Below are 14,397 nucleotides of genomic sequence, written 5' to 3'. Positions count from 1 at the left end.
GTGTCCTCGGCCTTGGCGCACGAGCGCCAACTCCCCGTCACCGCCAAGGAACGAGCCCAGTGGATGCTGCACCGGCTGGCGGCCGGACGCGGCATCTGCAACATCGGCTTCGCCCTGCGCGTTGACGCGCCCCTGCGCTGGTGGCCGCTGCAGGAGGCACTGAACCAGATCGCTCGCCGCCACCCGGCGCTGCGCACCACCTTCCCCGGCAACGGCTCACGGTTGACGAGGCGAGTCCTCGATGCCGGCCGGGCACGCATGGCGCTGGAGACGATCGCGTGCGCCGAGGAGGAACTGGACGAGACGCTCACCGAGCTGATCGCCACACCGCTCGACGTCGAGAACGGGCCGCTGGGCAAGGCCTATGCGGTCATGCTCCCCACCTCGACCGTGGTCTGCTTCGTGCTGCACCACCTGATCGCCGACTGGACCACGGCATGGGTGGTCATGCGCGAGACGAGCCTCCTCTACGACGCCTTCGCATCCGGGCGTGAGCTGCCGCCCGAGTTGGCGGGCGAGGTCCCGGCATCCCCGGAATCCGCCCCCGACCAGGAGGCGCTCGACTACTGGTGTTCTCATCTGGCGGGAGCCGACCCGGCCGAGTCGGTCCTGCCGGGGGCCCGGCAGGTCCCCGCCCGCCCCACCTTCGCGGGCGGGCGGCTCGACCGGTCGCTGAGCCGTGAGGCGGTGGCCGCCGTGTCCCGGCTGCGGGCCCGGACCCGTTCCACCGAGAACATCGTGATGCTCGCCGCGTTCTACCTGCTCCTGGTCCGCCACGGCGCCGGCCCTGACCTCGTCGTGGGCGTCCCGGTCAACACGCGCCGCAGCGGCGCGGGAGAGACGCTCGGCTATCACGTCAGCACCCTGCCGCTGCGCGTACCGGTCGACCTGGACGCTCGGTTCGACGACCTGGTGAAGACCGTGCGTTCCGTGTTCCTCACCGGGCTGGAACACGGCGAGGCGTCCTTCGAGGCCGTCCAGCCGATGCTGGAGAACCGGTCGGGGCACTGGCGCACGCCGCTGTTCCACCACTCCTTCAACTTCCGTCCGGCCATGCCGGACGAGGAGCTCAGCATGACGGGCCTTCCGGTGACGCTGCTCGACGTGGGCCACGGACTGAGCCGTCTCGACCTGGAGTTCATCGTCTTCGCCGGGCCCGACGCCATCGACGTCCGCGCCGTCTTCAGCACCGAAGCGCACGACGCCGACGACATCGCGGCACTGCTGGACCGCTACGAGAGTCTGCTCATCGGTCTGGGCGGCGACTCTGCGGCACCGGTCGGCGCCGTGGACCTCAGCAGCGAGGACGACCGGAGAATCGGCACCCGGCTGAATGCCACCGCCTGCGACTGGCCGACCCACTCCCCGGTCACCGTTCCCGAACTCGTCTTCGCACAGGCGCAGCGGAGCCCGGACACGCTCGCCGTGGGCGACTGGAGCTACCGTCGGCTGCTGGAGACGGCGGCCGGGGTCGCTGAGCGTCTGAGCGAGGCCGGCGTGGGCCCCGGCGACGTGGTCGGTCTCTTCGCGGACCGCGGGCCGCTTGCGGCAGCCGCGGCGTTGGGCGTCTGGACGGTAGGAGCGGCCTATCTTCCGCTCGACCCCGGCCATGCGGCACAGCGCATGGCGCACCAGATCGCCGATGCCGGGGTGAAGGTGCTCGTCACCGACCGGCCGGTGCCGGCGGACTCTTCGGCCGGCCTCGTCGTCGTGCCCGCCGACACCGTCGGCCGGACGGCTCCGCGCGCGCCCGTCCCGGGCCCGTTGGCCTACGTGATCTACACCTCGGGTTCGACCGGCCGCCCCAAGGGGGTCGAGGTCGATCACCACGCCCTCGCCAATGTGGTCAGGCACTTCGCCGACGCCCTGGCACTGACGGCCGAGGACCGGGTCCTGTGGCTCACCACGTTCTCCTTCGACATCTCGGCACTCGAGCTCTTCATGCCCCTGTGCCGGGGTGCCCGCGTCGTCCCGGTGCCGGACGACGTCAGGCTGGATGCCGCCGCACTGGCCGCCGTCATCGACACGGAGAACGTCACGGTGGCCCAGGCAACCCCCACGACCTGGCGTCACCTGGCAGCGGAGCCGACCGTCCGACTGCGCGGCATGCGTGTGCTGTGCGGCGGCGAGCCGCTGACGGCCGCGCTCGCCGACCAGCTTCTGAGCCACGGCTGCCGACTGTTCAACGTCTACGGCCCGACCGAGACGACGATCTGGTCGACCGCCGCGGAACTGCACCGTCCGGTGCCGGAACGTGTGCCCATCGGCACGCCGATCGCCAACACGACGGTGACCGTCCGGGACGTCGCCGGCCGGCCGGTTCCGCCCGGCGTGCCCGGGGAACTCTGCATTTCGGGCGTGGGCCTCGCCCGTGGCTACCGTGGCGACGAGGAACTGACGGCCGCACGGTTCCGGCACGACCCCGACCAGGGCCGCTACTACCGCACCGGCGACATCGTGCGGTTGCGCACGGACGGCGTCCTCGAGTGCCTCGGCCGCGACGACCGGCAGGTGAAGGTCCGCGGCCACCGCATCGATCTCGGCGAGGTCGAGACAGCCCTGGAGGAGCACAGCGAGATCGCCACCGCCGTCGCCCTGACCCTCGCCGGGGCGGACGGCACGGTCATCGCCGCCGCCTGCCTTCCCACGGCCGGCCCCTTGCCGCCCGAGCAGGCCGACGCGCTCGTCGTAAGGCTCCACGCGCACGCCCGCGGACTGCTGCCGACGGCGGCGGTGCCGGCGCGCTACCTCGTGGTGGACGAGCTTCCGCTGACCGGCAACGGAAAGATCGATCACCGCGCGCTGGCCGAGCGGTTCACGCTGCTCCCGACCGCTGAACCGGCCCGGCTGCCCGATGACCCGACGCTGCGCGCTCTGGTCGAGGCCTGGCGCGAGATCCTCGGTGATCCCCGGCTCGGCGTGTCCTCCCACTTCTTCGCGTCCGGCGGCCACTCCCTGGCAGCCGTCCGGCTGGCTGACCGGATCGGGCGCGAACTCGGCGAGGACATCGGTTTCGATGCCGTCTTCCAAGCACCGACCCCCGCGGACTTCGCCGTCTGGCTCGGCGAGAAGAGACCACAGACATGACCTACACCATTGACGACACGGCGTGGTTCCTGCCGCTCTCGGCCGACAGCGAACGGCGGGTCTTCGGATTCCCGCACGCAGGTGCCGGATGCGCCCAACTGGTGCCACTGGCCCGTGAGCTGGCGGGACACGGCCTGGCACTCTGGTCGGCCAACTTGCCGGGACGCCAGGCCAGGCTGGCCGAGCGGCCACGCACCGACCTCGCGGAACTGGCCGGGGAGCTCGCCGACGCGCTGGCGGACCTCTTGGACGGCAGGCCGTACGGCCTGTTCGGCTACTGCGGCGGCGCGCTGGCCGCCTTCGAAGTGACCCGCATACTCGCCGACCGCCAACTGCCGTTGCCCCGCTGGCTGTTCATCGCCTCCTTCGAGGCGCCGGACATCGCCCGCCGCCCCTACCGGCTGCCGACGATGCCGTCGAGCGCGCTCTGGTCGCATCTGGCCGAGGAAGGGGGCGTCTCGGGCGAGGTCGCCACCGACGAGCGGCTGCGTCGGCTCGCGGAACCGGCTGTCCGCGGCGACTTCACCTGGCTGGGGCACTACCGGTACCAGCCGGGGCCGGCCCTGCCCGTACGGATCGTCGTCCTGCACGGCCGACACGACACCACCACGCCACGGGGCGCACTGCTGGGGTGGCGCAGACACAGCACTTTTCCGGTGCAGCTCCGCCCGTTCGACGCCGGGCACTGGCTCCTGGAGGACACCTGCCCGGGTGTCGCGCAGGCGATTGCGGAGGGTTTCCCCGCGGACGAGAGGAGCTCCCGATGACCGGACCGGTGGACGAGGGCGCGCAGGCCCTCTGGATGCTCCAGCAACTGGTTCCGGACATCGGTGTGTCGAACGCGGCTGTCGCCATCGAGCTGGAGGGACCCGCACGCTGGTGGCCGCTGCAGGAGGCGCTGAACCTGCTGACCGCGCGCCACCGGGCGCTCCGTCGGGAATTCCTGCTCCAGGACGGCACGGTGGTCAGCCGCGAGCTGCCCGTCGACGGCATCGGCCTCGAACTGGACATGCTCGCCAGCGACCCACAGCGGATCGAGGCGGATCTGCGGGCATACGCTGCCCGGCCGTTCCGGCTCGACCAGGCACCGTTGGTGCGGGTCGGTCTGTTCACCGTCACCGCACAGCGGCAGGTCCTGTGCCTCGCCGCTCATCACATCATCGTGGACGCCGCCAGTCTGGGCCGGCTGACGGCGGAGCTCGGCCGGGCCTATCTGGAGATCGCGGAGAACGGCGAGCCGTCCCCACTGCCGGAACCGGTCGAGGTGTCCTCCTTTGACGCCGAATCCGCCCGCGAGTACTGGCGCGAGCACGTGGCCGGCTTCGACCCGGTGGCGATGCGCCTGGACGGCGCCCGCGAGCCCGGAGCGGAACCGACCTTCGCAGGGGACCAGCTCGAGCGCGACCTGTCGCCCGAGGCCGCACGAGGTCTGGCGGCGTTGCGCGGCACATGCAAGGCCACCGACGCCATCGTCCTCCTGGCCTGTTACTACCTGCTGCTGCGCCGCCACGGCGCGGCCGCCGACCAGGTCATCGGGGTCATGGCCGACACCCGCGGCGGGCGGGAGGCGGATGCGATCGGTTACCACGTGGCCACCCTGCCGCTGCGCGTGGAGGTTGCCGACGAGCTGCCCTTCGTCGACCTCGTCGCACGAGTGGCCGCCGCCCTCGTCTCGGGCCTGGAACACGGCCGGACCTCCTTCGAGACGGTCACCGCCTCGTCCGCCGGACCGGTCGACGGCCCGGCGTGGTGGCGCTCCCGGCTCGTACGGCATCAGTTCAACTTCAGGCCGGAGCACCCGACGCACCATCCCGCCGGCCAGGGGTCACGGCTGCGTGAGGTGGCCACCGGTCTCAGCCGGTTCGATCTGGAGCTGACCGCCCAGCCGGTGGGTTCCCGGCTCACCGTCAAGCTGCTCTACAGCAGCGAGGCCCACAGCGCGGAATTCGCCGAGGCCTTTCTCGACCGCCTCGACGCGGTCCTCGTCCGGGCCGCGGCCGATCCCGGGTGCAGGGTCGGCGACATGGACCTGCGCACGGAACGGGACCGGCGGCTGGCGGAGGCCGTGAACCGCACCACGGTGCATTGGCCGGGGCCACAGAGCGTGCTCGGCCTGTTCTCCGCGGCTGTGCAGGCCGCACCCCATGCCACGGCGGTCGTCGACGGCGCGCACAGCGCCACCTACCGGGAGCTCGCCGCCGCGGCGGCCGGCTGGCGCGCCCGGGTCGAGGCGGCGGTGAACGGTCCGGACGCGGTCGTCGCCATCGCCTTGCCGAGGGGCATCACGGCGGCGGCGGCCGTCCTGGGAGTGTGGGCCGCCGGAGCCGCCTACCTGCCCTGCGATCCCGGACACCCCGCTGATCGGCTGCTCTACCAGCTTGACGACGCCGGATGCCGGACCGTCATCGGCGCCGAGTACCTGCCACCCGCGTGCCGTGAAGGCCGGGTCCTGCTGGACGCTCCCGGAGGGCCCGAAGACGACGCCGAGCTCGTGGTCGGATCCCGACCCGGTCATGAGGACTGCGCCTATCTCATCTACACGTCCGGGTCGACCGGTCGGCCCAAGGGCGTTCGCCTGTCCCACGGCAATCTGGCCAACGTGGTACGGCACTTCGCTGCCGATCTCGGCGCCGGACCGGACACCAGCACGCTGTGGCTCACCACGTTCGCCTTCGACATCTCCGCTCTCGAGCTGTGTCTGCCGTTGGCCGTCGGCGGCCGGGTGGTCGTCGCCCCGGACGAAGCCCGGGGCGAGCCACGGGTACTGGCCGAGCTCGTCGAGCGAGAGCGGGTGTCGGTCGTTCAGGCGACACCGACCACATGGCGCCTGGTCGCGCGGCACCTCGAGGGGCGCCTGTCCGGTCGTACGGTCCTGTGCGGCGGTGAGCCCCTGACCAGGGCGCTGGCCGACCAGTTGTTGCGGACCGGCGCGCGGGTCCTCAACGTCTACGGCCCCACGGAGACGACCATCTGGTCGACGACGGCGCCGATCGAGGCGGGAGCACCGGTCACAGTGGGAACACCCCTGGCCAACACCTGGATCCGCGTCCTCGACGAACGCGGCCGAGAGCTGCCGACCGGACTCACCGGGGAACTCTGCATCGGCGGCGCCGGAGTGGCGGCCGGTTACCACGAGCGGCCGGAACTGACCGCTGAATGCTTCCGCGTCGACCCGGAGCTGGGCCGCTACTACCGCACCGGCGACCTTGCGCGCCAGCGGCCCGACGGCACGCTGGAACTCGTGGGGCGGGCCGACCGCCAGGTGAAACTGCGCGGCCATCGCATCGAGCTGGGCGAGGTGGAGAGCGCCCTGCTGCAGCACCCGGAGGTGGACGGGGCGGCCGTTCTCCTGCTGGGCGATCCGAGCGGCACCGGGTCCCTCGTCGGCTATGTGGTGGCGGACGACCGTCCCGGCCTGGTGCAGGACGTCTGGACCCACGCCAGTCGCGTACTGCCCGGCTACAGTGTGCCCGCCCGCCTCGTGATCCTTTCCGAGCTGCCGACCACCGCCAACGGCAAGCTCGACACGGCCGCCCTGGGGCGGTTGGCCGCCGCCGAGCCCGAGCAGCCCGCCTCCGCGGAGGAGCCGGGCGACGAGCTCGAGCACACGCTGCAGGACCTATGGCGGGAAGTCCTGGACCGCCCCGGGACCGGAATGCAGTCCAACTTCTTCCTGTCCGGCGGAAACTCACTGCTCGCGGTCAGGCTCGCCGCCGAGGCGGCGAGCCGCTGTGGCACGCCGGTCACGATGGCGATGGTCTTCCGCGCCCCGACCCCGGCGGCGATGGCCCGGCTCATCCGCGAGTCCGGGCAGCAGCATCAGGCCGACGGCGAGGCCGAACTCGTCTCCCGGGTCGTCCGGGAGACAGTGGGATTCGAGATCCCGGAGCGGGCGAGCTTCTTCACGGTGGGGATGACCTCGGCGCTCGCCGTACAGGTGCACGCGCGTCTCCAACAGGAACTGGGGCGGGACTTCCCCGTGACGGACGTCTTCAAGTACCCCACACGCCGCGCGTTGGCGGGGCATCTCGCCCGACTCGCGGCCGCACACCGCGCCCAGTGAGGCCATCGATGTCAGGAACTGCAGAGAACAACAGGACGGAGAGGCACGCGGTGACGCAATCCCCCGAACCGATCGCGGTGATCGGAATGGCCTGCCGGCTGCCCGGGGCACCGGACCTGGAGCGATTCTGGTTCAACCTCGTCTCGGGCACGGAGTCGATCGCGTTTCCCGATGCCGAGACGCTCACGGCGGCCGGTGTCAGCGAAGCCGAACTCGCCCATCCGGACTATGTCCGGGCCGTGCCGCTCATGCCGGACGCCGACCGCTTCGATGCCGCACTGTTCGGGATGACGGCCACCGAGGCCGAGGTCTGCGATCCGCAGATCCGGGTGTTCCTCGAAACGAGCCATGCCGCACTGGAGAACGCCGGCTATGACCCGTTCGCCGTCCCGGGCCGGGTGGGCGTCTACGGCACCACCAGCCCGAACAGCTACCTCCGCCATGTCGTCGCCAACCGGCCGGAGCTGGTCGACGGGACGCCCGGGATGGTCCTGTTCACCCTCAACAACGCCGACTACCTCGCCACGCTCGTCTCCCACAAGCTGGACCTGCGCGGACCGAGCATGACGGTGCTGACCGCATGTTCCAGCTCGCTCGTGGCCGTGCACGTGGCGGCGCAGGCGCTCCAGGCGGGCGACTGCGACGTGGCCGTGGCCGGTGGCTCGACGATCGAGCTGCCGCTGGGACACGGACACCTCTGGACGCCGGGAGGAGTCCTGACCGAAGACGGGCACTGCCGCCCGTTCGACGCCGCGGCCTCCGGCACGATCTTCGGCAGCGGTGCCGGCGCGGTCATTCTCAAGCGGCTGGGCGACGCCCTCGCGGACGGCGACCGGATCGCCGCCGTCATCCGTGCCACCGCGGTGAACAACGACGGGGCCGACAAGGTGTCCTTCAGCGCTCCGAGCGTCACCGGGCAGGCGGCGGCCGTCGCCGCGGCGCTGCGCCGCGCGGACGTGGCCCCGTCCTCGATCGACTACGTGGAAGCGCACGCGACCGGCACCGACCTGGGCGACCCGATCGAGATCGCGGCCCTCACCGAGGCCTACGCGGCGGCCTCTGCCACACCGCTGAGACCGGGCCGGACGGCGATCGGCTCGGTCAAGTCGAACATCGGCCACATGAATCCCGTGGCAGGCGTCGCCGGACTCATCAAGACCGCGTTGATGCTGGACCGGCAGACCATGGTGCCCAGCATCAACATCACCGAACCCAACCCGAAGCTGGAGCTGGACCGGACACCGTTCGAGGTCGTCACCGAAGTGCGGCCCTGGCCGCGGCGGGAGGACCGGCCGAGGCTGGCCGCCGTCAACTCCCTCGGTATCGGGGGGACCAACGCGCATGCCGTGCTGGCCGAGGGCCCCGTCCCGCCGCGGCTGCCCGAGGACGGCCGGCCCCGCATCGTCGTCTGGTCGGCGCGCGACGACGCCGGTCGGCAGCGGCTCGGGCTGGACCTCGCCGAGTACCTGGCGGGTGTGGACGAGCAAGAGTACGCCGACGCTGTCGCCACCCTCCAGCACGGGCGCACGCCGCATCCGGTCCGCGCGGCGGTGGTGGCTCCCTCGGCCGCCGCGGCCGCCGCTGCGCTAGGGCGTGGCGGGCCGGAGGTGGTCCACGGCCGGGTCCGTGCCGACGCCACGACGGCGTTCCTCTTCCCCGGCCAGGGCACCCAGCACGCCGGTATGGCGGCCGGGCTCTACGGCACCGTGCGACCCTTCAGCGTGGCGATGGACGAGTGCCTGGAGCTGTTCGAGGAGCAGGGCCTGCGACTGGACGAGGTCTGGCTCGACGGCACCGGCCTCGACTCCCCGGAGGTGGCCCAGCCGCTGCTGTTCGCCGTGGAGTACGCCCTCGCCGAGATGTGGCGGGCCTGGGGCGTGCGCCCGCAGGCGGTCCTCGGACACAGCCTCGGCGAACTCGTGGCAGCCACGATCGCCGGCGTCTTCGACCTGCCGGATGCGGTCTCGCTCGTCGCCGCCCGGGGCCGGGCGATGGCCGCCCACCCGTTCTCCGGCGGGATGCTCGCCGTCGCCGCGCCGGCCGAGGAGATCACTCGGCTGCTCCCGACGGACATCGCCGTCGCGTCCGTGAACACCGCTGCGCAGACCGTGGTCAGCGGGCCCGCGCAGGCCATCGACGACTTCGCAGCGACACTCGCCGCCGACGGGCGCGCATGCCGCCGCCTGGAGGTCTCGCACGCCTTCCACCACCCCGGCTGGGCTGCAGCGGCCGAGCGGTTCGCCGAGGCCTTCGGCTCCGTCACCGTCCACGAGCCGACGCTCCCGCTGTACTCGGGCCGGACAGGCCGGCGGATCGGCTCGGCCGAGGCGAAGAGCCCCGAGTTCTGGGCGGGACAGCTGACCCTGCCCGTGCAGTTCGGTTCCGCACTCGACACGATGCTGGCCGAAGGCCCCCGGATCCTGGTGGAAGCCGGCCCCGGCGACACACTGGTGACGTTCGCCCGCCGGCACACCGCGGTCGCCGAGGAGGACGGCCTCGCGGTGGCCAGTCTCGCGGGCTCCGGGGACGACGCGTCCCGTGCGTTGGGAGCTGCCGCGCGCCTGTGGACCGCGGGGGTTCCGCTCGACTGGGAGGCGGCTGACCAGCCCCGGCCGATGAGCCGCAAGCCGGTGCCCGGCTACCCGTACCACCGTGAGAGGTACTGGGTCGACCCCGTACCGGAGAGCCCGGTGGTCCCGCAGCCCCGCCACCGACCCGCGGCGCCGGCCGACGCGGAACAGCACCGGGCGGGCACGGCGGACGTCGCCGACCTCTCCGGCGCCGTGGCGAGCTTCGTCGTTTGGGAAGCGGGCCACGAGGTGGACACCGCTGCCCCGGAAGCCGGCGGCACGGCCCTCGTCCTGCTGCCGGACGATCCCGAGCCGGCGCTCGACGTACTGCTCGCCGTGGAGCGCGCGGGCTACCGCACCATCAGGGTGCGACCGGGCGAGTCGGCGATCGAGACAGCGGGCGAGTTCCACGTGCGGCTCGGGGCGGCGGAGGACCTCACGGCCGTCATCGCGACCCTCGAGCGGCGGGGGATCGAGCCGGAGCTCCTCGTTCACGCGGCAGGGACGGATCCGGTCGCCGAGTTCTCCTCCTCACGACTGCAGGACGGGCTCGACGCCGCATGCCTCAGCCTGATGACGCTCGCCGGTTTGGCGCAGCGGCGGCCGACGGGACAGGCCCCCGAGCTGACCGTGCTGACCCGGGGGGCGGTGGACGTCTCGGGCAGTGACCCGCTCGATCCCGCGCGCGCGACCGTGCTCGGACTCGTGCGCACCCTGCGGGACGAAGCGCCGGCGCTGCGGGCCCGCGTCATCGACGTCGCCGACCGGGTGAGCACCGCCCGGCTGGCGGCCGAACTCACTCAGCCGGACGCCCCCGAGCTGGTCGCTCTGCGCGGGCACCGCCGCTGGACGCCGACGGAGCGCTCCCTGCCGGTACCCGCACCACGGCGGGAAGTGCTCCGCGAGGGCGGCGTCTACCTGATCACCGGCGGGTTCGGCGGGCTCGGTCTCGCGCTCGCCCGCCATCTTGCCGCGGCAGGCGTGAGGCCGCGCCTGATCCTCATGGGACGCCGTGACCCGATGGCGCCGGAGGCCGCGGCCGACGATCCCTACGTGCGGCGCGCCCGCGAGGCGGTCGCCGAGCTGCACGCCCTCGGGGCGCAAGTGCTCACCACGGCCGCCGACGTGGCCCGGCCCGGTGCGCTGGAGGACGTGGTCGCTTCGGTACAGGAGCGGTTCGGACCGGTCAACGGGGTGTTCCATCTAGCGGGCGTGGCCGGTGACCGCATGGTCGCGTTCCGCGATCCCGCCGACGCCAAGGCCGTGCTGGCACCGAAGACGGCCGGGACGGCACTGCTCGCGGAGGCCTTCGCCAACCGGCCGATGCTGGACTTCGCGGTGTTCTTCGGCAGTCGAGCGGCGGTGGACGGTCTCGTGGGCGGCGGTGACTACGCCGCAGCCAACGCCTTCATCGACGCCGCGGCGCAGCTGGCGCCGATCCGCGCCGCCCGGGTTCTGAACATCGCCTGGCCGGTCTGGCGGGGCGACGGCATGGCGGACGCCGACGGGCCCGACCTGTCCGGTCTTCCCGACCTGATCAGCGATCTCGCCGCCGGCACCCGCCCCGGCCCGGTCGCTCCACCGGCCCTTGTCTGGGAGGAGGAGTACGGCCCGGCGCACAACTGGGTCCTGGACGAGCACCGGATCGGCCGCGTTCCGCTGCTGCCGGGGGCGGCCTACGTCGATCTGATCGTCACGCTCTTCACGGCCAGGCTCGCCCAGCCCGACCAGGCCACCGAACTGACCGATGTGCTGTTCAAGGCCCCGTTCTCCGACGAGCGACCGCGCAAGCTGCGCGTGGTCTTCACCGCCTCCGGGAACGGTTACGCGTTCACCGTGTCGTCAACCCCGGCCCAGCAGCCGGACTCGGCTCCCGTGGAACACGTCACCGGTCGGGTCGCTGGCATCACGGCATCGGCGGACCCCGTGGACGTCGACGGACTGCGCCGCCGACTGACGGCGGCGGGCACCGCCCACAACAGGGTCGCCGTCGACGATGCGTTCACGATGGGCCCGCGCTGGCGCAACATCACGGAAGTGTGGCAGGCCGGCGACGAGAAGCTCCTGCGACTCGCCCTGTTCCCGGGCTTCGTCGGCGACCTGGTCGAGCACCGGCTTCATCCGGCGTTGCTCGACACGGCGACCGCGGGGGTGCGCTCCTCCGGCGAGGGCGCGTACGTGCCGTTCCTCTACCAGCGGCTGGTCTTCCACGCGGACCTGCCGGCGGAGCTGTACAGCCACGCCCGCCGCCGGCCCGCGCAGGCCGACACCGCCGTCGGCGACATCGACCTGATCGCCCCGGACGGCACGCTCCTCGCTCGTGTCGAGGGCTTCACCATGCGACGGGTGGAGTTCCGTGAGGGCTGGGACCGGCCGCCTGCCGAGCGGGCCCCGGCCGACCTCGCCGGACCGCGGCCCGGTGAGGTCACGCCCCACCGCCAGGGGATCGATCCCGAAGCCGGGCTCCGGCTCCTGATGGCCCTGCTGGCGAGTGACACGCCACCTTCCGTCCTGGTCCGTCCTCGGGAGGCCGCCGCACCCGCGACCTCTCGTTCGGTACCGACCGCAGAACCGACGGCGGAAGCGGCGGATGCGGCCCCGCTGCCGACGGCGCCCCCCGTGCGCCCGCCCGAGCACCTGCTGGCTCAGCTCTGGGAACAGACGATCGGCACCGCGCCGGGCGGGGACGACGACGACTTCTTCGATGCCGGCGGCAACTCGCTGTCGGCCGTGGAGCTCATCGGACGGATCCGCACGGTGTTCGGAGTCGAACTCGGGATCGGCCTGCTGCTGGAAGTACGCACCTACGGCGGGCTCAAGAAGCTCGTGCACCTCGAACAAGGAAACAGGGCCGACGCATGACGAGCACAGGGACGACCGACCACGGAACCGGCACCTGTCTGCGGCGCAGGACGGCGCACCCCGACCCGTCCGTGCGGCTGTTCTGCCTGCCGCACGCGGGATCGGGGGCGCTCGCCTACGGCGAGTGGCGGTTGCCGGAAACCCTCGGGGTGGAGATCTGGGCGGCCCAGCTTCCGGGCCGCGAGGATCGGCGTGCCGAGCAGCCGCTGCGGAGGATCGAGCCGATGGTCTCCGTTCTGGCGGACGCGGTCCAGCCGCTCCTGGACCGGCCGTTCGCCTTCTTCGGGCACAGCATGGGTGCCTTGCTCGCCTTCGAGGTCACCCGGACGTTGCGCCGGCGTGGCGCACCCGCGCCGGCCCACCTGTTCCTCTCGGGATTCAGGTCACCCGATCTGCCGCCGTGGCGCCCCGCGGCCAGCACCCTCGACGAGGAAGCCCTGCTGGAGAGACTGGACGAGATCGCGGGACCGTCCCGGTCGGCGATCCGGGATCGTGACCTGTTGCTCTTCCTCGGGCCGACCATCCGCGCGGACTTCGAGGCCGTGGAGAACTACGAGTACCGGCACGGCGACCTGCTCGATGTGCCGATGACCTGTCTCGGGGCCGTCGACGACGCGGAAGTGCGGGCCGACGAGATCAGCCAGTGGTGGCGGCTGACCAACCGGGCCTGCTCGGTCCGTCTGTTCGAGGGAGGCCACCTCTACCTCCTGGACCACCGCGCCGAGGTGCTGGACCTCATCGGGCAGGAACTGGCACTGCTGGGCTGAGTGCCCCTGTCACGGCTGCTCCCACGGCAACGCGTCTGCCGTGGGAGACGGGTCCGGGACGCCGTGGCGGCGTGCGGCTTCGGCCTGAAGCAGCCGCATCGTGGGATGACGGAACATGTCGACCAGCGTGAGTTCCACGCCCTTGGTGACCAGGTCGGCGAGTACGGCCGTCAGCAGGACCGACGTGTATCCGGCTTCGAAGAAGTTGGTGTCGTCGCCCAGCTCCGAGCGTCCCTGCGGTCGGTGTGCCCGGAAAGAACGCCTCAGCAGCTCGCTCAGCTCCAACTGGTCCGGCATGTGTCCTCCACTGCGCGCGCGATGTCGTCGGGGGCGGAATCCAGCAGCCAGTGGTCGCCGTCGACCATGTGCACCGTGCAGGTCGCGGTGGTCTGGGCTCCCCAGCCGAGTACGGCCGCCGGATGCAGGCCGTGGTCCTGTTTTCCCACCATGACGGTGATGGGAGTGTCGAGCGGTGGCTCGGGTGTGTACCGGTAGCCGGCGAGCAGCTCATAGTCCGCACGCAGGGCTGGTTCGAAGATCTCCCGGAACTCCGGCTGCGCCGAGAGCTGCTCGGAGAAGCCGCCGGAAGCGACGATGTGCGACCAGAACAGCTCCGACGGCAGAGTGTGCAGGTCGGTGTCGGGCTCGGTGTGCTGCGGAGCCGAGAAGGACAGCGCGAGCAGGCCCAGTGGCGTTGGCTGTCCGGCGGCACGCAGTGCGAGAGCGGTCCGGAAGGCCAACGCCGCGCCGGAGCAGTAGCCGAGGAGCACGTAGGGCCGGTCCAGGAGCGGGCCCAGGCCGACGACGAGATCGTCGACGAGGGAGTCCAGATCCGTCCTCGGCGGCTCGCCGAACCTCGCCTGACGACCCGGCAGATTGAGTCCGTAGACCGCGATCCGGTCGTTCAGCCGCGACGCGCAGTCGCCGAAGGTGGCGCAGCCGCCGCCGGCCTGGGGAAAAGCGAAGACCCGGACCGGACGATCCGGATCATCGACGAGGGGCACGAACCACGGCTGGAGCATCGCCCTGACACCCGTTCTCGCTCGGT

The 14,397-nt window shown here is 72.1% G+C and carries 7 protein-coding genes; 5 read left to right on the top strand and 2 right to left on the bottom strand.

Features of this window, described 5'->3' with window-relative positions; genetic code table 11:
- From ACFYOH_RS12680 to ACFYOH_RS12660, 5 genes are read left to right on the top strand one after another with little or no spacing between them, the layout of a single operon-like run.
- A complete protein-coding gene (locus ACFYOH_RS12680) occupies positions 1–3,087 on the top strand; it encodes an amino acid adenylation domain-containing protein (RefSeq protein ID WP_388624509.1) in 3,087 nt (1,028 codons plus the stop codon).
- Complete coding sequence (locus ACFYOH_RS12675) at positions 3,084–3,854, top strand: thioesterase II family protein (RefSeq protein ID WP_388624506.1); 771 nt, start codon at positions 3,084–3,086, stop codon at positions 3,852–3,854. Before ACFYOH_RS12680 ends, ACFYOH_RS12675 begins: the two co-directional genes overlap by 4 nt.
- Entirely contained in the window at positions 3,851–7,150 is a 3,300-nt protein-coding gene (locus ACFYOH_RS12670; protein ID WP_388624505.1) for an amino acid adenylation domain-containing protein, read from the top strand. Before ACFYOH_RS12675 ends, ACFYOH_RS12670 begins: the two co-directional genes overlap by 4 nt.
- A 50-nt stretch (positions 7,151–7,200) precedes the next feature.
- Positions 7,201–12,582: an SDR family NAD(P)-dependent oxidoreductase gene (locus tag ACFYOH_RS12665; RefSeq protein ID WP_388624502.1), complete on the top strand. Its 5,382-nt coding sequence runs from the start codon at positions 7,201–7,203 to the stop codon at positions 12,580–12,582.
- Positions 12,579–13,349 carry a thioesterase II family protein gene (locus ACFYOH_RS12660; protein WP_388624499.1) on the top strand — a complete coding sequence of 257 codons (771 nt, stop codon included), beginning with the start codon at positions 12,579–12,581 and terminating at the stop codon, positions 13,347–13,349. Before ACFYOH_RS12665 ends, ACFYOH_RS12660 begins: the two co-directional genes overlap by 4 nt.
- 9 nt (positions 13,350–13,358) lie before the next feature.
- Here the strand turns inward: ACFYOH_RS12660 and ACFYOH_RS12655 are convergent, their stop codons facing one another.
- Together ACFYOH_RS12655 and ACFYOH_RS12650 are read right to left on the bottom strand one after the other, a co-directional pair.
- On the bottom strand, positions 13,359–13,646 hold the full coding sequence (locus ACFYOH_RS12655; RefSeq protein ID WP_388624498.1) for an acyl carrier protein: 288 nt from the start codon (positions 13,644–13,646) through the stop codon (positions 13,359–13,361).
- The gene (locus ACFYOH_RS12650) at positions 13,625–14,371 is read right to left on the bottom strand and encodes a thioesterase II family protein (protein ID WP_388624495.1); all 747 of its coding nucleotides are present in this window, start codon (positions 14,369–14,371) and stop codon (positions 13,625–13,627) included. Before ACFYOH_RS12650 ends, ACFYOH_RS12655 begins: the two co-directional genes overlap by 22 nt.
- Positions 14,372–14,397: the final 26 nt, after the last annotated feature.

The organism is Streptomyces sp. NPDC007856, assembly GCF_042868225.1.
In the GTDB taxonomy this organism is placed as follows: domain Bacteria; phylum Actinomycetota; class Actinomycetes; order Streptomycetales; family Streptomycetaceae; genus Streptomyces.
The sequence above is the reverse complement of the archived record's forward strand: the minus strand, read 5'-3'. Positions and strand labels throughout refer to the sequence as shown.

Excerpts from the sequence above, each read along its gene's own strand:
- ACFYOH_RS12675 (WP_388624506.1), top strand. The coding sequence starts at position 3,084 with ATGACCTACACCATTGACGACACGGCGTGGTTCCTGCCGCTCTCGGCC.
- ACFYOH_RS12670 (WP_388624505.1), top strand. The coding sequence starts at position 3,851 with ATGACCGGACCGGTGGACGAGGGCGCGCAGGCCCTCTGGATGCTCCAG.
- ACFYOH_RS12660 (WP_388624499.1), top strand. The coding sequence starts at position 12,579 with ATGACGAGCACAGGGACGACCGACCACGGAACCGGCACCTGTCTGCGG.
- ACFYOH_RS12655 (WP_388624498.1), bottom strand. The coding sequence starts at position 13,646 with ATGCCGGACCAGTTGGAGCTGAGCGAGCTGCTGAGGCGTTCTTTCCGG.
- ACFYOH_RS12650 (WP_388624495.1), bottom strand. The coding sequence starts at position 14,371 with ATGCTCCAGCCGTGGTTCGTGCCCCTCGTCGATGATCCGGATCGTCCG.